This is a genomic window from Streptomyces sp. NPDC059785, assembly GCF_042732375.1.
Taxonomy (GTDB): domain Bacteria; phylum Actinomycetota; class Actinomycetes; order Streptomycetales; family Streptomycetaceae; genus Streptomyces.
The window spans coordinates 14,654-35,889 of sequence record NZ_JBHWHV010000070.1; the positions used below are offsets into that span (position 1 = coordinate 14,654).

At 69.8% G+C, this 21,236-nt stretch carries 14 protein-coding genes and 3 pseudogenes; 8 read left to right on the plus strand and 9 right to left on the minus strand.

The window, feature by feature from the left end; translation table 11 throughout:
- Positions 1 to 222 precede the first annotated feature (222 nt).
- The 4 genes from ACFV6E_RS36380 (at position 223) to ACFV6E_RS36395 (ending at position 6,076) form a co-directional block, all read left to right on the plus strand.
- A complete protein-coding gene (locus ACFV6E_RS36380; RefSeq protein WP_385467535.1) occupies positions 223 to 1,539 on the plus strand; it encodes an ABC transporter substrate-binding protein in 1,317 nt (438 codons plus the stop codon).
- A gap of 84 nt (positions 1,540 to 1,623) precedes the next feature.
- A complete protein-coding gene (locus ACFV6E_RS36385; RefSeq protein ID WP_385467538.1) occupies positions 1,624 to 2,508 on the plus strand; it encodes a carbohydrate ABC transporter permease in 885 nt (294 codons plus the stop codon).
- A 4-nt stretch (positions 2,509 to 2,512) separates the two neighbouring features.
- Entirely contained in the window at positions 2,513 to 3,412 is a 900-nt protein-coding gene (locus ACFV6E_RS36390) for a carbohydrate ABC transporter permease (protein ID WP_385467540.1), read from the plus strand.
- A 60-nt stretch (positions 3,413 to 3,472) separates the two neighbouring features.
- Positions 3,473 to 6,076, plus strand: a complete 2,604-nt coding sequence (locus ACFV6E_RS36395) for a family 78 glycoside hydrolase catalytic domain (protein ID WP_385467543.1) — start codon at positions 3,473 to 3,475, stop codon at positions 6,074 to 6,076.
- 669 nt (positions 6,077 to 6,745) lie between these two features.
- On the opposite strand, the gene ACFV6E_RS36400 is transcribed toward ACFV6E_RS36395, so the two are convergent.
- From ACFV6E_RS36400 to ACFV6E_RS36410, 3 genes are all read right to left on the minus strand, one after another.
- Complete coding sequence (locus ACFV6E_RS36400) at positions 6,746 to 8,002, minus strand: family 1 glycosylhydrolase (protein WP_385467546.1); 1,257 nt, start codon at positions 8,000 to 8,002, stop codon at positions 6,746 to 6,748.
- Between the two features lie 68 nt (positions 8,003 to 8,070).
- Entirely contained in the window at positions 8,071 to 10,368 is a 2,298-nt protein-coding gene (locus ACFV6E_RS36405; RefSeq protein ID WP_385467549.1) for a family 78 glycoside hydrolase catalytic domain, read from the minus strand.
- A gap of 178 nt (positions 10,369 to 10,546) precedes the next feature.
- Positions 10,547 to 11,170 (minus strand): TetR/AcrR family transcriptional regulator, encoded by a 624-nt coding sequence (locus ACFV6E_RS36410; protein WP_385467552.1) that lies wholly within the window; start codon positions 11,168 to 11,170, stop codon positions 10,547 to 10,549.
- Between the two features lie 256 nt (positions 11,171 to 11,426).
- On the opposite strand from ACFV6E_RS36410, the gene ACFV6E_RS36415 reads away from it, so the two are divergent.
- Positions 11,427 to 12,908 (plus strand): MFS transporter, encoded by a 1,482-nt coding sequence (locus ACFV6E_RS36415; protein ID WP_385467554.1) that lies wholly within the window; start codon positions 11,427 to 11,429, stop codon positions 12,906 to 12,908.
- Positions 12,909 to 12,999: 91 nt separating this feature from the next.
- On the opposite strand, the pseudogene ACFV6E_RS36420 reads toward ACFV6E_RS36415, so the two are convergent.
- A pseudogene (locus tag ACFV6E_RS36420) lies at positions 13,000 to 13,142 on the minus strand (lipase); the annotation flags it as partial.
- Positions 13,143 to 13,415: 273 nt separating this feature from the next.
- Between ACFV6E_RS36420 and ACFV6E_RS36425 the strand changes: the two are divergent.
- A pseudogene (locus ACFV6E_RS36425) lies at positions 13,416 to 14,632 on the plus strand (IS256 family transposase); the annotation flags it as partial.
- Positions 14,628 to 14,918 (plus strand): annotated as a pseudogene (locus ACFV6E_RS36430) (hypothetical protein); the annotation flags it as partial. The pseudogenes ACFV6E_RS36425 and ACFV6E_RS36430, both read left to right, overlap by 5 nt.
- Positions 14,919 to 15,340: 422 nt before the next feature.
- On the opposite strand, the gene ACFV6E_RS36435 reads toward ACFV6E_RS36430, so the two are convergent.
- The 4 genes from ACFV6E_RS36435 to ACFV6E_RS36450 form a co-directional block, all read right to left on the minus strand.
- Positions 15,341 to 17,536 carry a M56 family metallopeptidase gene (locus tag ACFV6E_RS36435; RefSeq protein WP_385467557.1) on the minus strand — a complete coding sequence of 732 codons (2,196 nt, stop codon included), beginning with the start codon at positions 17,534 to 17,536 and terminating at the stop codon, positions 15,341 to 15,343.
- Complete coding sequence (locus ACFV6E_RS36440; protein ID WP_385467559.1) at positions 17,533 to 18,105, minus strand: hypothetical protein; 573 nt, start codon at positions 18,103 to 18,105, stop codon at positions 17,533 to 17,535. Before ACFV6E_RS36440 ends, ACFV6E_RS36435 begins: the two co-directional genes overlap by 4 nt.
- A 79-nt stretch (positions 18,106 to 18,184) precedes the next feature.
- Positions 18,185 to 18,382, minus strand: coding sequence for a hypothetical protein (locus ACFV6E_RS36445; protein WP_385467562.1), 198 nt, complete (start codon positions 18,380 to 18,382; stop codon positions 18,185 to 18,187).
- A 181-nt stretch (positions 18,383 to 18,563) separates the two neighbouring features.
- Positions 18,564 to 18,833, minus strand: a complete 270-nt coding sequence (locus ACFV6E_RS36450; protein ID WP_385467565.1) for a hypothetical protein — start codon at positions 18,831 to 18,833, stop codon at positions 18,564 to 18,566.
- A gap of 125 nt (positions 18,834 to 18,958) precedes the next feature.
- Here ACFV6E_RS36450 and ACFV6E_RS36455 point away from each other — a divergent pair, with 125 nt between their 5' ends.
- Positions 18,959 to 19,546, plus strand: a complete 588-nt coding sequence (locus ACFV6E_RS36455) for an MFS transporter (protein WP_385467567.1) — start codon at positions 18,959 to 18,961, stop codon at positions 19,544 to 19,546.
- Positions 19,547 to 19,606: 60 nt separating this feature from the next.
- Here ACFV6E_RS36455 and ACFV6E_RS36460 read toward each other — a convergent pair whose 3' ends face one another.
- Positions 19,607 to 20,668 carry an amidohydrolase family protein gene (locus ACFV6E_RS36460; protein WP_385467570.1) on the minus strand — a complete coding sequence of 354 codons (1,062 nt, stop codon included), beginning with the start codon at positions 20,666 to 20,668 and terminating at the stop codon, positions 19,607 to 19,609.
- Between the last annotated feature and the right edge of the window lie 568 nt (positions 20,669 to 21,236).

Consider the following 21,236-nt stretch of genomic DNA (forward strand, 5'->3'; position numbering starts at 1 on the left):
TACCGACTCTGCTTGATGCAACGGTTTACACGATCAGATGTCTCACTGGCCAGACGGAAGCGGCGTCGCGCCGATGTTACCGCCTCATGTCTTGACGCGGTCGCGAGCTGCATGCACTGTGGTGCGCACTCCGGCGTGAAGAACGTTCCACAAAATCAGGGTCGCATCTTCCCTGCGGGTCCGCGCCGTGCATCTCACCTCAACGACGACTGGGAGCCATCTGTGACCACCGACTCGCCTCGTGCCCGCAGGAACCGCGCCGCGGGGCTGACCGCGAGCGCGGTCGCCACGGTCCTGCTCGTGTCCGCGTGCGGCGGAGCGGGTGAGGGCTCGACCGCCTCGCCCAAGGAGTTCAGCTACCTGAGCGTCACGGAGAACACCACCGTGAAGACCGCTCTGACCACCCTGTCGAAGGGAGCATGTGCCGACCAGAACACGGCGTTGCCGCTGAAGGTGGAGACCGTCCCGCAGGCGAGCCTGGACCAGAAACTGCAGCTGCTGGCCGGCCAGGGCGCCCTGCCCGTGCAGTTCGCGGCGGGCAACGCCCCGGCGCTCACCCAGCAGTTGGCGAAGTCCGGCAAGGTCGCCGACCTGGAGAAGGAACTCGAGCGGCTCGGCGTCCTCGACCAGCTGGAGCCGGCCGCCGTCTCCACCGTCAAGGCGCTGTACGGCGGCAAGCTGGAGGTGCTGCCGTACGAGTACAACATCGAGGGCGTCTTCTACAACAAGAAGATCTTCAAGGCGAACGGTCTGGACGTCCCCGGCACCTGGGACGAACTGGTGTCGGCCGCCGCGAAGTTGGAGGCCAAGGGCATCCAGCCGTTCTCCGCCTCCGGTCAGCAGGGCTGGCCCCTGACCCGGCTGATCAGCGGTTACCTCTACCGCAGCCTCGGCCCCGACGCGCTGCAGAAGGTGGCCGACGGCAAGGCGAAGCTGACCGACCCCGAGTACGTCAAGGCCGCCGAGGAGGTCGCAGCACTGGGCAAGAAGGGCTACTTCGGCAAGGGTGTCGGCTCCATCGACTACGACACCTCGATGAACCAGTTCCTCACCGGCAAGGCCGGCATGCTCTACATGGGCAGCTGGGCGCTGGCGAACATCGCCGACGAGAAGCAGAACACGGTCGGCGCCGAGAACATCGGCTTCATGCCCTTCCCCGCCGTGTCCGGAGGCAAGGGGTCGATCGACCAGTACCCCTCCAACGTCGGCCTCGGCATCACCCTGGGCGCCAAGACCTTCGACGAGAAGACCGGCGACTGGGTGTCCTGCATCACGAAGAACTACGGCAGCACCGCGCTGAAGGACCAGGGCGCCATCTCCGGCTTCAAGGTGAACACCGAGGTCGAGGACGCCAACGAGGTCACCACCCAGGTCCGCGACACGATCAGCTCCTCGAAGCAGAACGTGCTGTGGTTCGAGGCGCTGTTCAGCACCAAGGCCACGACCGTCAGCCAGACCAACGCCGCCTCCCTGGTCAACGGCAGCATGAGCGCCGAGCAGTTCATGCAGACCGTTCAGGACGCCCTGTCCAGCAAGTGAGCCGGGCCGCACGGGGCTCGTGACCGCCGCGACCGGGCCCCGTAGCGTCCCGCACACCTTCTTCGAAGAAGTGGACCCTCTTCCATGCACCGCGTACTCGGTGACCGCCGGGCCATCCTGATCCTGGTGGGCCCCGCTCTGCTCGTCTACTCCCTCATCATGCTCGTGCCCATGGTGTGGTCGCTGGGTTACTCCTTCACCCAGGGCAACACCATCGACGGGTTCACCGGCAACGGCCTGGACAACTTCCAGCGGGCGTTCACCGACCCCGCCGCCCGGGACGCCCTCTGGTTCACCCTCAAGTACGCCGTCGTGGTCACCGCCGGGCAGGTCGTCGCCGGCTATCTGCTGGCGCTGCTGTACGTGTTCTTCCTCAAGCGTGCCTCCGCGCTCATCCGCACCCTGGTGTTCTTCCCTGTCGTCCTGCCCACCGTGGCGGTCGGCCTGCTCTTCCAGAAGTTCTTCCAGGTCGCCCCGCAGACCGGCCCGGTCAACGCCCTGCTGAACGCGGTCGGCATCGACTCCGTCGACTGGTTCGCGAGCGCGGGCAGCGCCTTCTGGGTGCTGGTCGTCATGGATGTCTGGCGCTCGATGGGCTTCTACGCCGTCCTGCTCTTCGCGGGGCTCGTCGACATCCCCGAGGAGGTCCTGGAGTCGGCGCGCCTGGACGGAGCCTCCGGCCTGCGGCTCGTCCGCCACATCGTGCTGCCCATGTCGTTCCCGGTGCTGATGTCCTCGCTGATCTTCAGTATCAACGGCACGCTCAAGGTCTTCGACTCGATCGTGGCCCTCACCAACGGCGGCCCCGGAAACGGCACGACCCCGCTGACCCTGTACATGTTCCAGACGTCGTTCACCTACAGCGAGTACGGCTACGGCAGCACCATCGCACTGATGCTGACCGTGGTGTGCCTCCTGGTGAGCCTGGTCGTCTACCGCGTCTCGCGGCGCGACCTCACGGAGGGCTGATCCCATGGCCATCGACACGCCGTTCAAGACCGCGTCGGTCACGGGTGACGGCCGCGGCCCCGCGCCCGTCACGGCCCGCCGCCGTCCCCGGCGGCTGTGGGTGAAGCTCGTCGTCACCCTGCTGCTGGTCGTCGAGGTGTATCCGCTGCTGTGGATGTTCCTGACCTCGGTGAAGTCCAACGACGACTACCTCAACCACTCCACCTGGAGCCTGCCCACCCACTGGGAGTGGGGCAACTACACCGAGGCGTGGACCACCGGGAACATCGGCCTGTACGTCCAGAACAGTCTGCTCGCCGTCCTGCCGGCCCTCGCACTGATCCTGCTGCTGGGCACGGCGGCGGGCTTCGCTCTGCAGATCATGGTCTGGAAGGGCCGCAGCCTCACCCTGCTCGTCTTCCTCGCGGGCATGATGGTGCCCTCGCAGATGATCCTGCTGCCGCTGTTCACCGTGTACTTCCAGACCGGCCTGTCCGGCACGCTGTGGCCGCTGATCCTCACCTACACCGGCACCGGACTGCCCCTGACGGTGTTCATGATGGCCACCTACTACAAGAGCGTGCCGCGCGAGCTGTTCGAGGCGGCGACCATCGACGGCGCCGGCATCCTGCGCGCCTTTTGGACCATCAGCCTTCCCATGGTGCGCAACGCCGTCCTCACCGTCGGCCTGGTGCAGTTCTTCTTCATCTGGAACGACCTGCTCATCGCGCTGACCTTCACCAACAGCCAGGACCTGCGCACCGTCCAGGTCGGCCTGCTCAACTTCACCGGCGACTTCGGCGCCACCCAGTACGGCCCCCTGTTCGCCGCGATCTGCATCAACGTCTTCGGCACCCTCCTGATCTACCTCTTCCTCAACCAGAAGGTGATGAAGGGCCTCACCTCGGGTGCCGTCAAGGGCTGACAACCACCTCTCGCCCCCACCGGTTGTCACACGCCCACCTCACGGAAGGCTTTCCCAGCTGTGTCGCTTCAGCCCACCCCCGTCACCTTCGAGCACCTGCGGGACGGCCTCGGGATCGGTCGGCCCGACCCCCGGCTGTCCTGGCGGCTGCCCCCCGGCAGCCGCCACCAGAGCGCCTACGAACTCGAACTCGACCGTGACGGCACACTCCACCGCACCGGCCGCGTCGACGGCGCCGACCACGTCCTGGTGCCCTGGCCGGGCCGGCCCCTCGCCTCCCGTGAGCGCGTCACCGTCCGCGTGCGCACCTGGTCCGCGGGAGGTGAGCCGTCCGACTGGTCGCCGCCCGCGAGCGTCGAGGCCGGCCTGCTGGACGCGGACGACTGGCTGGCCCAGCCGGTCGGCGCCGCCTGGGAGGAGGAACCCGGCAGCGACCGCCGGCCGGCCCGCGTCCGCCGGGACTTCCACCTCGCCCGGCCCGTCGCCCGCGCCCGCCTCTACGCCACCGCGCACGGCCTCTACGAAGCCGAGATCAACGGCTCCCGCGTGGGCGACGACACCCTCTCCCCGGGCTGGACCGTCTACGGACAACGGCTGCGTTACTACACCTACGATGTCACCGCCCACCTCACCGAAGGTGCCAACACCATCGGCGCCTGGCTGGGTGACGGCTGGTACCGCGGCCGGATCGGCTTCGACGGCGGCCACCGCGACCTCTACGGCACCGACCAGTCCCTGATCGCGCAACTGGAGATCACCCACGACGACGGCACCACCACGGTCGTCGCCACCGACGCCTCCTGGCAGGCCGGCCCCGGCCCCCTGCTGTTCAGCGGCCTGTACGAGGGGGAGACCTTCGACGCCCGCCTGCACGACCCCGGCTGGTCCGCCCCCGGGCACGACGACCGTGGGCACGACGACACCGACTGGAGCCCGGTGGCCGTGCGCGTACGCGACCCGCGCACCCTCGTCGCCCCCCAGGCGTCCCCGGTGCGCTGCACCCAGGAGATACCACCCGCCGCCATCACACCGCGCGGTACCGGCCGGTTCCTCCTGGACTTCGGCCAGAACCTGGTCGGCCGGCTGCGGGTGAGCGCCGACGGTCCCGCCGGGCACACCGTGACCCTGCGGCACGCCGAGGTCGTCCAGGACGGTGAACTCGCCACCCGCCCCCTGCGCGAAGCCGTCTCCACCGACACCCTGATCCTCGCCGGCGACGGCCCCCTCACCTGGGAGCCGCGGTTCACCCTGCACGGCTTCCGCTACGCCGAGATCAGCGGCTGGCCGGGCGAGCTGACCGCCGAGCACGTCACCGCCCGCGTCCACCACACCGACATGCGGCGCACCGGCTGGTTCGCGTGCAGCGACGACAGGATCAACCGCCTGCACGAGAACGTGGTGTGGAGCATGCGCGGCAACTTCGTCGACATCCCCACCGACTGCCCCCAGCGCGACGAACGGCTCGGCTGGACCGGCGACATCCAGGTCTTCGCCCCGACCGCGAGCTTCCTCTACGACTGCGCCGGCATGCTCGACTCCTGGCTCACCGACGTCGCCGTCGAGCAGCTGCCCGACGGGACCGTCCCCTGGTACGTACCGGTCATCCCGGGCGGGCCGATGTGGACACCCGTCCAGCCCGGCGCCGCCTGGGGCGACGTCGCCACCCTCACCCCCTGGGTCCTCTACCAGCGCTTCGGCGACCTGGAACTGCTGCGCCGGCACTTCCCCATGGGCCGTGCCTGGGTGGACCTGCTGGAACGGCTCGCGGGCGAGGACCGCATCTGGGACACCGGCGACCAACTGGGGGACTGGCTCGACCCCATCGCCCCGCCGGACGACCCCGGTGCCTCGCGCACCGACCGCTACCTGGTCGCCACCGCCTACTTCGCCCACTCCGCCCGCCACCTGTCCTGGTCGGCGCGGGAACTCGGGGACACGGAGACCGCCGACCACTACGGCCGGCTCGCCGACGCGGTCGCCGCCGCCTTCCGCGGCCGGTACGTGCGGGCGTTGGGCCGTATGACGAGCGACAGCCCCACCGCCTACTCCGTGGCCCTCGTGTTCGACCTCCTCGACGGCGACGAGCAGCGCGCCCTCGCCGGTGAACGGCTGGCCGAACTGGTCCTGGCGGACGACGCCCGCATCGCGACCGGCTTCGTCGGCACCCCGCTGATCTGCGACGCCCTGACCGAGTCCGGCCACCTCGACGTCGCCTACCGGCTGCTCACCCAGACCCAGTGCCCCTCATGGCTGTACACCGTCTCCATGGGCGCCACCACCATCTGGGAACGCTGGGACAGCCTGCGTCCCGACGGCACGCTGAACCCCGGCGGCATGACCTCCTTCAACCACTACGCCCTGGGTGCCGTCGCCGACTGGCTCCACCGCACCGTTGCCGGGCTCGGCCTCAGCAGGCCCGGCTACCGCACCCTCACCTTCCGGCCCCGGCCCGGTGCCGGAATCACCTGGGCCGAGGCCCGCCATGAGACCCCCTACGGCACCGCCGGGATCTCCTGGGAGCTGACCGGGTCGGGCATCCGTGCCCGAGTGACCGTCCCGGACGGCTGCGAGGGCGTGATCACCCTGCCCGGCTGCCCGCCGGTCACCGTCGGCCCCGGCGAACACCACCTCGACAGCGATTTCCCGGACGCACGGGCCGCTTGACCCCTACCGACTTGGCCCGCCACTGCCGGGCCCTGCGACGAGGCGGCCGCTGGAGTCCGGTTGCCGGCAGGGGCATGACGTCGGGGCCGTCGTCGGCGCGGCATCCGGGCGGCCCCGGGGGCGCGCGTCATGAGGGGATGCGTGAGAGGACCGCCTCCAAGCCGAAGGCGGAGCGCTCCTCGAAGTTCTGCCGGAGGTGGGGCAGAACCCGTTGCAGCGCGGGCTGCGCGCCGGGTTCGGCGGCCCGGTCGAGCCTGTCGCCGCCCTCCTGGGGGGCGGCCTGTTCCTCCTGGGCCGGACCGAGGGTGCGGTAGCTGATGGTCCAGGCCGTCCATGCCGCCCGCTGTTCGTCGGCACCGGCCCGCAGGAGCGCGTCGACGAGGCGGTCGGCGAAGCGCAGAGTGCGGGATTCGGCCGGTAGGTGCCGGTGACCAGGACTGCGCCGTCGCGGTGGGCGAACAGCGCCCCGCCCGCACCCGCGGCGGCTACCTGAAGCGCATTGAGTACGGACAGCGCTCCGGCAGCTCTTCGTGGTGTTTCCGGCCCCGGCAGGCCGACGGTCAGGTAGACGCGGTCACACCCGGGACCGTTCACGGCAGCCAGGTGGAGGACATCTGCTTTCCGCAGGCGCTGCGCGCAGTGGCTCGGGAGCGTCGAGGGTCGAGCGGCTCAGTCGCGGCTGCTCGTGAGGGCCTCCCGGTGGGCGCGCACCACGTCCGCGTACGCCTTCGCGCTCGGCTTCGGACGGCGCCGGAACGTCTCGCGGTCGACCTCGTGGAGGCCGAGCTGAGCGCCGTATCCGAAGATCCACTCGAAGTTGTCCATGAGCGTCCAGTGGCAGTAGCCGAGGACGGGCGTGCCGGAGTTGACCTCGGCCGCGAGCCCTTCGAGGGCGGCGGGGACGAACGCGGCGCGCTGGGTGTCGTCGGAGGTCTGGATGCCGTGCTCGGTGACGAGCACCGGTACTCCGGACACCTCGTGGGCGTAGCGCACCGCGCCGGCGAGGGAGCCGGGTTCGATGACGGTGCCCATGCCGTTGAGTTCGCCGTCGACCCTCACCTCGCCGTCGGGACCGTGGACGATGCGCTCGTAGTTCTGTACGCCGATGAAATCGTCGTGGCGTGCCTCGCGCAGCCAGTGGTCGTAGACGGCGGCGCGCTTGGCATCCCGGCGTTCCTCGCCGCCGGGTACGGCCACCTCGTCGGCGATGGCGATGGAGACGCCGACCGGCAGGTTGCCGCGGCGGGCCTTGATCGCGGCGCGGGCGGCACGGTGGGCGCGGGTGAACGCCTCCTGGAACTCGTCCTGCCGGTCGGCGGGGATGACATTCGCGCTGGCGTAGGTCTCGCTCCCGGCGGCGTGTGCGGCGGCGGCGAGCATCCGGTTCTTGAGCGCCTCCGCCTCGGCCGGGAGTTTCGCGCCCGCCTGGAGCAGCTGTTCGAGGTTGGGTTCGTTGAGGGTGACGCCGTAGGCGATGCGGTCGCCGAAGCGTGCCATGACGCGGTTGCACTGCTCAGCGAAGAGCGCCGGGGCGTCGGTGGCGGTCCAGGAACCGGCCGCCGCGAACCAGTGCGGTGAGGTGAAGTGGTTGAACGTCACCACGGGGGCGAGGCCGCGCTCCAGGCAGCCGTCGACCTTGCGTTCGTAGTGGTCGAGGGCCTCGGCGGAGACGATCCCGCGTTCTGGTTCGACACGGGCCCACTCGACGGAGAACCGGAAGGCGTTGAGCCCGAGACCGGCGGCCAGGTCGAGGTCCGTGTCCCACTGCTGGTAGCCCCGGCACGCCTCTCCGCTCGGCTCGCGGAACAGCGAGGGTGTGGTGTGTTCCAGGAACCAGGTGTCGCTGGCGCTGTTGTCGCCCTCGTTCTGGTGGCCCGCGGTGGCGACGCCCCACAGGAAGGTGTCGGGCAGGCTGAGGTGTGTCATGTGTGTGTGCTCCTTGCACTGAGCGGGCGATCCGGTGTGCGGACGGCCTGGCAGTCGGCCCGCGGGCGTCACCGTGTGGGCGCGGGAAACGGGGTGAGGAAGGTGTGCCGGCCGGGGCCGATCTCCACGGGCTCCGCGCCCGGCAGTTCGACCAGCGCGGTGACCTCGGGCGGCACGAGGAGGTCGACGTGCAGCGTGCCCCCTTCCAGCCGCCAGCCGGTCCCGGCCCGGCCGTACGGGGTGTCGTGCTCGGCCCGGGCCCAGGTGAGACCGCCGCCGGGGCGGGGACGGATCAGCAGTCGCCGGTAGCCCGGTTCGGCGGCTGCCAGTCCGGCGACGGTGCGGTGCATCCAGTCGGCGACCGCGCCGAGGGCGTAGTGGTTGAAGGAGGTCATCTCGCCGGGGTTGACGCTGCCGTCGGGCAGCATGCTGTCCCAGCGTTCCCACACGGTGGTGGCGCCCATGTCGACCTGGTAGAGCCACGACGGGCAGGACCGCTGGGTCAACAGCCGGTAGGCGGTGTCCACCTGTCCGGTGTCGGTCAGCGCGTCGCACACCAGGGGAGTGCCGAGGAAGCCGGTGCCGATACGGTGGCCGCGTTCCGCCACCAGCTCCGCCAGCCGGCGTCCGGCCGCGGCGCGCTCGTCGTCGTCGAGCAGCCGGAAGCACAGGGCCAGGGCGTACGCGGTCTGGGTCTCCTCCGTCAGCCGTCCGCCGCCGGTGTGGAAGCGGGCGCGGAAGGCGTTGCGGACCGCGTCGGCCAGGGCGTGGTGGCGAGCCGCTTCGTCCTTGTCGTCGAGGACTTCGGCGGTGCGGGCCAGCAGCCGCGCGGAGTGCGCGAAGTATGCGGTGGCGACCAGGGCGGACGATGTCATCGCGCGGCCGGGGTCGTCCGCCGGGGCGGTCGGGTCCAGCCAGTCGCCGAACTGGAACCCCTCGCCCCAGATCCGGTCAGGACCGGCGATACGGTCGACGGCGTCGACCCAGGCACGCATCGACGGGTACTGGGTACGCAGGACATCGCGGTCCGCGTACCGCTCGTACAGCACCCAGGGGACGATGACGGCCGCGTCGCACCAGCCGGCCATCGGCGGGTTGCCGGGCGGGATCGGGACCGGGGTGATCACCGGGATGTCGGGGCTGAACACCGGGGGGACGCGCCGTTCGTCTGCTTCCTGGTCGGCGGCGAGGTCGCGCAGCCAGGAGCGCAGGAAGTCGCCGACGTCGTAGAGGTAGGCGGCGGTGGGGGCGAAGACCTGGACGTCGCCGGTCCAGCCGAGGCGCTCGTCGCGCTGCGGGCAGTCGGTGGGTACGTCGAGGAAGTTGCCGCGCATGCCCCACACCACGTTCTCGTGCAGGCGGTTCAGGGAGTCGTCCGAGCAGGAGAACCAGCCGGTGCGGCGCAGGTCGCTGTGGAGGACCACGGCGGTGATGTCGGCCGGGTCGAGGTCGCCGGGCCAGCCCTCGATGTCGGCGTAGCGGAAGCCGTGGAAGGTGAAGCGGGGCTCCCATTCCTCGCCCGCCGGGTCGCCGCGCAGCACGTAGCGGTCGGTGGTGGTGGCGTGCCGCAGCGGTCGGGTGCAGAGGTCGCCGTCCTCCAGGACCTCGGCGTGGCGGAGGGTGACCGTGCGGCCGGCCTCGCCGCGGACGCGGATGCGCAGCCGCCCGACGAGGTTCTGGCCGAAGTCGAGGACCGTACGGCCGGTGGGTGAGGTGGTCACCGCGACGGGCGCGAGGTGTTCGGTACGGCGCACCGGAGGGCTGTCGGCCGGGAAGAGGACGGCGGTGTTGAAGTCGTCGAGGATCTTCACCGGCCGCCATGCCGAGTCGTCGAAGCCGGCCTCGCCGAAGCCCGCCCGTTCCTGGCGTGCGTCGTACTCCTCACCCTCGTAGAGGCCGGTGGCGAGGATGGGCCCGGGGCTCCAGCGCCAGCTGTCGTCGGTGACGAAGGTGTCGGCGGAGCCGTCGGTGTACTCCAGGCGCAGTTCGGCGAGGAGCCCGGTGCGTTCGCCGTAGATGTCCCGGGTGCCGCCGTTGAATCCGAGCAGGCCCCGGTACCAGCCGTCGGCCAGGTGGGCGCCCCAGGCGTTGCGCCCCTCGCGGACCAGCTCGGTGACGTCGAAGGACTGGTAGCGGTGGCGGTGGCGGTAGCTCGTCCAACCGGGGGAGAGGACGTGGTCGCCTACCAGGCGGCCGTTGAGCTGCAGTTCGTAGACGCCGAGCGCGGTGACCCGGAGCCGGGCCGTCCGCACGGCCGCCCGCGGGGTGAACTCGCCGCGCAGCAGCGCGGCCGGGCGGGGCCCCTCGGCGGGTGCGGGGTCGGAGGGGCGGGGAGAGACGACACGTGCGGTCCAGTGGTGGTGCATGGCGGCCTTTCTCAGCACCGGTGGTGAGCAGCACGATCATGCGGGCCAATACCTAGTGATGGCTAGGTGTTCAGGTGTGTGACCTGAGACACGTCAGCGATCGGTATCGTTGGGTGACGTGAGCATGACAAGTAGTGGGATGGCTCGTAAGGCGGTGCCGGTCGGGGCCGTACGTCCCCTACAGTCCCTGCCCGTCGGTCGAGATGGCCCGTATCAGGCGGTCGAGATGGCCGCGCATGACGGCGACCAGGTCGAAGGACCGCCCGCCGGCGAGCCACTGCTGCTGCAGTCCGGCGTCCATGGCCACGCACTCGCGGGCGATGCCCTCGTGGTCCAGGTCGGGCCGCAGTTCGCCGTTTCGGCTGCCGGCCCGCAGGCGGTCGGCGAGTTCTCGCACGCCCTTCTCCTGCCAGCCGGTGAAGTGGTCGTGGGCCGGATGACCGGCAACGGTGGCCTCGGCGGTGAGGACGACCGCCAGCTCGATCATGCCGGGCGTGGTGAGCGTCTCGGCCGTGTCCTCCAGATGGCAGCGGAAGGCGTCCCGTACCGAGTCCGAGACCCGTTCCCAGCGCACGTCCATGCGCTCGTGCCAGTACTCGACGACCGCGAGCAGCAACTGCTGCTTGCCGCCGAAGTGATGGAGCAGTCCGGCGTCGGTGATCTCGGCGTCGCGTGCGATGCGGGCGAGGGAGGTTTTCCGGTAGCCGTCCTGCCCGAAGCGCAGCAGGGCCGCCTCCAGGATCTGAGTGCGCCGCGCCCGGCCCGCCGTGTAGGGGCCGCGCGGTCCCCTGGGTGTCGCCATGACAGAACAGTACCGGTGGGGCGCGCGGGCGCTCCTGCCCGCCGACCGCCCGAGGGTGAGCTGTGTGACGTGGGTCACGACTCTGATACCTAACGGACACTAGGTGTTCGGGTCATAGTCAACGTCACGCGATGACGGTTGCCGCGCTGTCACGCCGTTGTCACCTGCGTACCTGCGTACAGACGCCGCGCCTCTCCTGCGCGCCACCCCCCGCTCTTCCCCTTTCCCTCGGCACCTCCGTGAAAGGAGGGCTGGCATGACGCCGACGTCATCAAGCCCCTCAGTCGACCTCGCAAGCCGCGCAGCCGCGGACGGACGGTGGACTCCCCGCCTCGTACTGCTGCTGATCGCACTCGCCTGGCCGACCCAGTTGCTGGCCGCGGGCGGCATCCTCGGCGCCAACGCCACAGCGGGTGTCGCGCAGGCCTTCCACACCACGCAGGTGGTGTGGTTCGGGCTGACACTGACACTGACGTCCACCCTGCTCACCCCCTTCGCGATCAAATTGGGTGACCTGTACGGGAAGAAGCGCGTCATGCTCGCCATGACGGCTCTGGGCGCCCTCGGCGAAATGCTGGCAGCACTGGCCGGGAGCTTCTGGCTGGTCCTGGCGGGCCGGGCGCTCGCCGGGTTCTACGGGCCCTTCGGCGCGCTGTCGTTCGCCGCGGTGCGGGACGTCTTCCCGCCCCGCCTGGTCAAGCAGGCCAGCGGCATCATGGGCAGCAGCGTCGGCCTGGTGGCCATCGTCTCCCCGTTCCTGGCGGGCTGGCTGGTCGACAACTGGGGCTACCGCGGCGCCCTGTGGTTCCTCGCCGCCGCCACCGCCGTCGCCTTCACCCTGGTCGCGGTGCTCGTCCCGGAAACGCCGCGGCACGCCTTCGACGCAGGGTTCGACTGGCTGGGCGGCCTCGTCCTCGGCGGTGGCCTGACGGCCGTGGTCTACGCGGTCGGCCAGGGCCAGAGCTGGGGCTGGTCGGACCCGCGGACCCTCGGCTGGCTCGCGGCGGGGGCCGTCGCGCTGACCGCCTTCTGGTTCGTGGAGCGCTCCAGCAGCCACCCCATCCTCGACCTGCGGGTGCTGAGCCGTCGCCCGGTGGCCCTCGCGCTCACCGCGGGCGGCCTCGCCCAGACGGTCGCCTTCACCCTGCCGGGCCTCGCCATCCTGCTCGCCCTCTATCCGCACATCCCCGGTGTGTCGGCCGGTCTGGGCTGGACGGCCCACCACAACGCCGTCGTCAGCGTGAGCTGGAACCTGGTGATGTTCGGCACCGGTCTGCTCGTCAGCCGCTACCTGCGCCACTTCGACGCCCGCAGGATCTGGTGCGCGGGGCTGGCGGTGATGGCCGTCGGCTACACGCTCGTCGGCTTCTACCACGGCAACGGACTCGAACTCATCCTCACTTCCTGCGTCGCCAACATCGGCGCCGGTGTCGTCGTCGCGGGAGCACCGGCACTCGTGGTCGGTGTGGTCACCCGCGACGAACAGGGCCTGGGCAGCGGCATGCTCAACATGCTGATCAGCCTGTTCGGCGCCATCTTCACGGCGGGTGCCTACGCGGTGCTCGCCTCGGACAGTACCGTCGTCGAGGGCACGGCCTTCTACCTCGACACCGGCTACTCCTGGATCTTCTGGCTCGGCGCCCTGGTCACGCTGGGAGCCCTGCTGCTCTCCCTCCTCATCCCGCCGCTGCACGACCCGGCGGACGAGGATCCGTTGCCCGGTCCCGCGGCCGCCTGACACACGTGAACGCCGGGCCGCGGGACAGACGGCCCGGCGTCGCCGCCACGCCCGAGCCCCGGTCGCCGGGGCTCGGGCGGTGGTGGGCCAAGGAGGGCACGAAGTCGGCGGTCTCGCCCAGTACGACCGTGTCCGCCAGGTATCCGATGCGGGTCTGGCAGAGCACGTTGTCGTTGGTCGCGCCGCTCAGCCGGATGCTGGTGTGTACGGGATGATGACACCGCTGCTGCGACTCGGGATTTCGCCGACCGGGCGGTGCCTGAACACACCGCGCGCTGACACGGGACTGGCCTCTCATGCCAGATCGGTGAAGTCGCGGTCGGTTGTGGGGCCGGACCGGACGATCCAGACGCCACTTCCAGGCGGTGTCTCGGAGCAATGCTCGAGACTTGTGGATCGGACGTGGGAGGGGTGCCTCGCGGAACTCGGAAGGCGTACCTTCCCGAGTGATCGATTTCTGGTCATCGAGTAGGCCCGTGTTGCAGCGCGGGTCGGGAAGGCACTCCCGTGCTGAGCGTAGTCAACGAGGACGGCGCTACCCAGGACGGCTCCCTGATGGACGACATCGTCCGTGGGGGTGCCCGTCGGATGCTCGCCGCGGCCCTGGAAGCCGAGGTCAACCAGTACATAGCTGAGTTGGCGGGCGAACGGGACGAGGCAGGTCGTCCTCTGGTGGTCCGTAACGGCCACCACCGCGAGCGGACGGTGACCGCCGCCGCCGGGCCGATTGCGGTCAAGGCACCGCGGGTGAACGACGAGCGGGTCGACGGCGAGACGGGCGAGGGCAAGCGGTTCTCATCCAAGATCCTCGCCCGCTGGTGCCGGAAGTCCCCGAAGATCAGCGAGGTCCTGCCCCTGCTCTACCTGCACGGGCTGTCCTCCGGCGACTTCGTGCCCGCGATGGAGCAGTTCCCCGGCTCGGCCGCTGGGCTCTCGCCGGCCACGGTGGCCCGGCCGACCAAGCAGTGGAGCGACGACCACGCCGCCTTCCAGGACCGGGACCTGGCCGGATACGACTACGTGTGCGTGTGGGCCGACGGCGTCCGCCCCGGGGTCCGCCTCGGCCAGGCCCGCTCCAGCGTCCTGGTCCTCATGGGCGGCGTAACGAGGGCAGTAAGGAGCTGATCGCGCTCGCCGAGGGCCTGCGTGAGTCGGCCGAGTCCTGGGCCGACCTCCTGCGGGACTGCCGCCGCAGCGGCATGCGCGATCCCGCGCTCGTCGTCGGCGACGGAGCCACGGGTCTGTGGTGGGCCCTGGCCGGGGTGTTTGCGCGGGCCAGACGTCAAAGGTGCTGGGTTCACAAGATTCGGAACGTGGTCAACGCCCTGCCGAGATCGGCCCAGCCCGGCGCGCAGAAGGCGCCGCAGGAGATCTATGACGGCGAGGACCGCGATCACGCCGAAAAGGCGGTGAAGGACTTCTGGCGCACCTGCGGCGCGAAGTGGCCCAGAGCCGTCAAGAAGATCACTGACGATGTCGATGAACTCCTGGTGCTCTACGACTTTCCGGCCGGGCACTGGGTCCACTTGCGAACGACGGATTCGATCGAGTCGACCTTCAGCACGGTGAAGCTGCGGACCAAGGTCACCCGCGGCGCCCGCAGCCCGGCCACGGCCCTGGCGATGATGTTCATGCTCGCCGAGTCTGCTCAGGCCCGCTGGCGCGCGATCAACGCACCCCACCTCGTCGCCCTCGTCCGCCACGGTGCCCGCCTCGAACATGGCACCCAGGCTCGGCCTGCCGCCCTTGCCGGTCATGACCTGGCCGGAGACCTCCGACGCGCAGGAACGCGAGGACAAGTGGTTCGGGATCCACTGGAGGACCCGAACCTTGGTGTCATGGGCGGACGGACGCCCGTTCATCTGGGTCGACGACGAGATCACCGAAGCCGAGCGGAACTGGGTGTCCACCCACCACCCCGCCCCGGCCCTCCTTCACCGCATCGCGTCGTCCCGCGGCCTCGCCGACGAAGACCTCGCAGTCCTCGATCAATGGCTACGGGCCGCTTGAGACTCCCTGCGGTGATCCACAACAATTGACAATTGCTCCTCGCCCACTGACAACGGTCGGTGAGCGACGGTTTTTACCGTCAGCGCGTATGGCCGGGCCATCCGGCGGTGATTCGCTCCAGCTCGGTGCCCTCGGCAGGAGCCTGTCAGTGGCGGGCGCGTCGCGTCGAAGGGGCAGGCACTCATCCCTCATATGCCGCCGCTGGCGTGGGGGCGCTCCTTGAGCCCGAGTGATCACCGGACCACGGCGCCGCGGTAACGGACGGCCGCAGTCCACGGACTGAGGGCAGCCGGGTGCCACTTCCTCCGAGACCTCATGTCGCAGTCTCCAGGTGTCCCGATCAGGAGGAAGGCGCGCACTGTACCGTGCTCAACGACGCGGACGCCTGCTGGCCGCCTGCGGCACCGGGTGCAGGCCGGGCCTCACCCGGTGCCCTCATTGGGCGTCGTCCCCGCCTTGGCCGAGGTGCGCTGCTGACGTCGTATCCACTCTGCCAGTCCCGCCGTAAGCGCCGCCGCGGCCGTGGCCACGAGCAACCCCCAAGTCGGAATAGCCACAGCCGACCACCACTCCAGCGGCGTTGGTAGTGGGGACCGGGACGGCACATCCCAATACCAGGTTCCACCGGTCAGTACTCGAAGCCCCGTCAACGTCCCGAGCGGGACTATGGCACCGGCCACGAAAGCGGCGACGACGCCATGAGGAAAGCGAAGGTCCTTGGTGCGCGCGGAAGTCACCACGGCGGCCGTCAGCTCGGCCACGACGGTGATTGCCTCGACGTCCATGATTTGGACCTTCTCCCCGGCCAGCACAAGGAGCAGGTATCCGCTCCACACCCCTGCGGCCCCGCAAACCACTCCGGTCCTCAACGCGACAGCGTGTTCCGGGGGCATGCTGCGGCCCCCTGGACCACGTCCGCACCGGCGCGCCCACGCGTGACCGGCGAGCGGAACGACGGCGAGCAGCAGCACGACGGTGATCACTACCCAGGGCGACTCCCCGAAAAGCATCGTCCCAGCCGCGGCCAGGAAGGAGCGCAGGGCACCCGCGCGCGGGCCGGCGTTCGCTTGCGCGTACAAGGCCACGTCTGCTTGCCGCAGGGTGTAGAACACCCAGAACGTCATGGGGAGCGAGGCCGCGGCGATAACAGCGGAGATGAGGAGCGCCGGACGGTCTCTGGCAGCGGCGACGGGGGCCCACGCGCGAGTGACGAGCCCGATCCAGCAGACGACGATCACACCGCAGAGGAGGGCCAGTCCGGACCAGAGGAGGAGGGTGGCTGCCGGCGAGGAGCGAAATTCGTGGACGAGCAGAGCGGTGCTCGGGCTGGTGACTGGGCGAAGGCAGAGCCCGAGGCCCACTCCGGCGGCCACGGGCCCGAGATTCATGGCGGTACCCGAGGTTCTGCACCTGTCGGCGACACGCCAGACCGAGAGGGTCAGTCCAGCCGTGAACAGGGGGCCCGCGACGGCGATCGCGACGTGGTCGCCGATCCGGGCGCCCGGGGAATCCACCGGATGCGCCATGAGATCTGAGATGTTGTTGAAGAGAATGGCTGCCGTCGCTCCCAGGCTCACCGATTCCCAAAAACCGAGCCGGAAGAAGTTGAACGTGTCCGTGAGTGCGGTACGGCGCTCGCCGAGCGACGGATGCTTGCGTAGCAGCCGTCTGTTTCCCCCGCCGGGTGCGGGGTGGGCCGAGTAGACGTCGAAGAGATGCTGCATGTTGCTCGGGCCGGTGTCCCAGAGCTTCGTCCTGGCGTCGGCGTACAACTCGCGACTGCGCAGCACCGCGTTGCAAGCCAGGGGCACCAGCGCGGTCAACACGGCGGTCTGCAAGGTGCTGGCTGTGTCAGGCAGGACACGGTCGGCGGAGAACCGCCCAACAAGAATCGCCAGCAAGAGGTAGACCGCACGCCGGAGGAGAAGAAAGGCGACCAGCCGCCACACCGTCACCGTGAGGAAGGTGATGTCCACGTCGTGATTGCGCAGATGCGCGAGTTCATGCAGAAGGACCGTGCGGAACGCATGGCGATCCTGGCTGAACAATGCCGCCAGGCCGCCGCTGATGACGACGTAGCGCCGACCGACTCTTCCGAAGGCCAAGCCGTTCACCCGGGGATCAAGGGGGTCCAGCAGGAAGGTGACACTCTCACGGACACCGGTCTGTTCCTGCAACCGGCTCAGGTACGCGGCCATCTCCGGCAGCAGAGCGGGACCGGTGCGGCGCAGTCGCTTCCGGCGGATCCGCCAGGCAGGCAGACACCAGTACACGACGAACACGATGAGCCAGAACAGCAACAGAGCGCTGATCGTGGGCCAGGGACCGAACACATCCCTGGGATCGTGGCAGGCGGGCAGCGACTCGGTGATCTCCCTGATGTCGGGCGACCCGCCCACATTCGAATGCCGCAGGGCGACCGCCTCGCGGGTTCGGACGATCATGCAGTGCTGATAGGTGAGCACATCGCTGGCGGACAGACCGAGTAATTGCCCCGTGTCCTGGCTGAGCAGGTTCTCAGCAGCAGTAGAGGCGGCGACGACGAGCAGGACGAAGCGGACGGCGGTACCGGAGGGGGTGGCGAAGGGATTCAGCGGTGGTGCCGCCGCGTCTGTCACTCCTGCCCCGTGGGATCAGAGTCAGAAAGGGAAGCAGGACCCGGTGCGGTGTCTGATGTAGTGTCGGGCGCGGTATCAGATATGACGTTGGCTCCGGCGCTGTTCCTGCCCAATTCGGCGACGATTCCGTCGGCGAGGAGTACGGCCAGATCCGACGGCAGCTGTGCGGCCAGGGCCTTTTGCTGCGCCAGCACATGCACTTCGGCCAACTGTTGATCAGTCAGTTGGGGTAGCGGAGGCGCCGCCAGGTCTTCGGATTCAGCCCGTCGCCCGGCGATCCAACGCACCCTCCGCCATAAGCGATCAAGCACCTTCTCCGAGTAGTCGGTTGCAAGGTGCTTGAGTACTTCCACGGCCACACTGAGCGCCACTGTACTCGTCAGCACCACAATGCTGTCCAGCCCCAGCCCCAGCGGTTCGTCGCGCTGCCTGATCCGCGTAGTACGTGACGATGACGCGAAGAACGCGTCAGCCGTAACCTCGAACTGCGACAGTTCCTCCGGCGCGGCCCGCGTCACTGCGGCCTGTGCCAACGCGGTAACCAACTGTCGGTCATGCTCTGAGACCATCGGCTGCCTCCCAACCCGTGGCGTCTCATGCTACGAGGTGCGTGCCGTGGTAGGGGCCTGTCCCCGGGGTGCGGGTGCGCTAGCGGGTCAGGGCTTGGTGGAGTTCGTCGGGCGGGATGAGCCCGGGGGTGGTGAGGGCGCCGATGGCCTGATCGATGACGGTGTGGGAGGTGACGGCGGCTTTGAGCTGTTGTATTCCGGTCTCGAGCCGTTCGCATTGCAGTTGCAGCGCAGTGCGGTCGGGCGGCTGGTGGGCGGTGGGGCGGGAGGGGTACATGCGATCACCTGGGTCTGGGGTGTGCGGGGCACAGGGCGAAACGCCATCACTGCCCGGTGGGCCTGCGCACAGTGTCCCGCGGGACCGGTCACACCGGCTGTCCGGTTGTGCCGGTGGGGATTGCAGGCAGCGGTATGGGCCAGGCCCGCTGCGGGCAGCCTGCCGTAGTCCGTGTCGCCGCTCACACGTTCTCCTCAGGGGTGTCGTCGTCCGGCCCGCTCGCGGCCGGTGGGATCGGGCGCGCCCAGCCGTCCGGGACGGGCTGGTGCGGGATGTAGCCGGGATCGGCCCGCCGCAGGTCCGTGGCGTCCGATTCGGCAAGTTCTGCCTCGGCCTCCGCCTCGGTCAGCGCACCCAGACGCTCGGGCGGGACGGCGGTGGTGACGGCCTCGAAGCGCTCGCGGCGCAGCCGTGCCGCGGCCTCGCTCGCCACGGCCGAGCGTGAACTCACCGGCACCGTCGCGCGGACCGAACTGGTGCGGCTCGGATGAGTTTTGAGCGCGGGCGCGACGATCCTGCCGCACGCCCTCACTCGCCTCACGGCGGCTGACCCGCAGATCGGTTTCTGGCACCGTCTTGTTCCGGGGTGCCACGCTCTGCTGTCTGCTCGTGACTTTCGGGGTGAGCGCGTGGCTGCCGGACCTGCTGCACGGCGCCGGTTACAGCCTCTCGGTCTCCCTCGGCTCGCTCATCGCCCTCAAGGCGGGGGCCGTGTGCGTGCTCGTGGCCGGCTGGCTGGCCGACAAGTTCGGCCGGAAGCGCGTGGTGGTGTGCACCGGCCCGGCCAGCGCCCTGTCCCTTACGGGACTGAGCGTGGCGCCGCCCCCGGTCCTCGTCTACGCGCTGATCGCCGTGGTCGGCCTGGGCACCGTGGGCCTGCGGACACTGAGCAACGCTTACGTGAGCAGTTACTACCCGGCGCGGGCGCGCGCCACCGGGCTCGGCCTCAACCTGTCGGTCGGCCGGATCGGCGGCATCGTGGGGCCCACGTACCCCGGCTTCATGGTGGCCTCCGGCCTCGGCCTCGGCGGCAAGTTCTACGCCCTCGCGGTGCCGGCGCTGATCGGCGCGGGCCTGCTGGCGGCCATCTTGGCATCCCGCGGTGCCACTAAGGGGCGCCGGCCCGAGGGCGCCGCGCCGCAGCGTATGAGCGGTTCGGCGTGAGCCGGCGTGAACGGGTTCCGGCCGGTCCTTCGATCAAGGCCGTGCTTGCGTGGTGAGGCCTCAGCTCCCTTCGGCCTGGAGAAGTCTGAAGACGAGGCGCGCCACCCCGCGCTGGGCGGTCCGGCGCAGGCGCTCCCGTGGCGAAGGGGTGAACGCCGGGGTGGCGGGAGCGGTGGCGAGGCGGGGGAACAGCACTGCGGCGCTGTCGTGGTCGATCGTCGCCCGCTGGGTGGCGTCGAGCGTCGAGGCCAGCCCGTTGGCGAAGTACTGGCCCGCGGCCGTGGGGGCGAAGGGCCAGTCGCTGCCGAAGAGGACGTGTCCGGGACGGGCGAAGGCGAGGAGCGTCGGCAGGGCGGCCGGGCTGGAGGACAGCGCGGTGTCGAAGTAGAAGGAGCGGAAGTCCTCCAGTACGTCGAGGGGGCTGCGGCCGGTCTCGCCGGCGATGGTCACGGCCATGCGGTGGGAGGAGTAGGGGACGAAGCCGCCTGCGTGGCTGAGGACGAACCGGATGTGCGGGAAGCGCCGCACGATGTCGTTGCGGACGAGCAAGTACGCGGCCCGGGTCGTGTCCAGCAGGAAGTCGGCGGCGAACGGCGGGATGCCGTCGACCGCGGGTGCCGGGAGTTCGGCGGGGTGCACGAAGGCGACGGTGCTCCGCTTGTCGAGGGCGCGCCACAGTGGCTCCTGGCCCTCCGTACCGAGGTACGTGCCACGTGTGTTGGCGAGGAGCGTCACCCCGTCCGCATTCAGCTCGTCGAGCGCCCGTACCGCTTCGGTCGCCGCGGCTGCGACGTTGGGGAGCGGCAGTGTCGCGAAGTACCCGAAACGGTTCGGTTGTTCTCCGGCCAGCGCGGCGGAGAAGTCGTTGAGACGGCGCGCCAGGGCGGCAGCCTCGCCCGGATCGTCGACGAACGTGGTGCCGGGCGTGGAGAGGGACAGCACTGCCGAGCTCGCACCCAGCAGGTCCATCAGATTCAGTGCCCCCTCGGGACTCCACTCGGGTAGCGCCCTGCCGCCTGCCTCACCGATGCCGGCCTCCGCCAACAGATCCCGGTAGAAGGGTGGAATGAGGTGCTGATGGACGTCTATCCGGCCGGGCCGGTCGGCGGAGGCGAGGGGCATGCGGCTCTCCAAGGGTGCGTGACGGACGGCCTTAACGTAGCAGTCGCTCCAATTGGTGTAACCACTACAGGATCATTGCTGGGCGATCACCCCGTTCCTGTCGTCAACGCCACCCCCCCGGCGCTGGGCCGAGAGCTCGCCCCCGGGATCCCTTCTGCTGCACATCGGGTGCGCCTCACCCGGGAACATCCCGTGAGAGCGAGACCCCCCGCGATCGTCGGGAGGATCGTGCTCGCCGTCGAGAGGTCCTCGTGCTGGACGCCGTCTGGTGGCCCACCTGAACCGGGACGGCCTCATCGATGCCTGGGTACGGCGGCAGTTGAAGGACGACACCGTCCGCTCCTGCACGCGAGGCACGGACCGCATCCACATCCTGCTGTGCGGCACCGGATCGCTGAACGTCGGTGAAGATCGGGCGCAGGCGTGCACTCTCGTCGCCGCTGGTGGCACGGTGTTCCTTTTGGATGCCAGTGATGCCGCCACCCAGTTCCTGGCCCTTGCCCCGTCGAAGGCCCCGATCGTGGACGGAGGCCGATATCGCCGTACTGAGGGGCACGCCATGGACGAA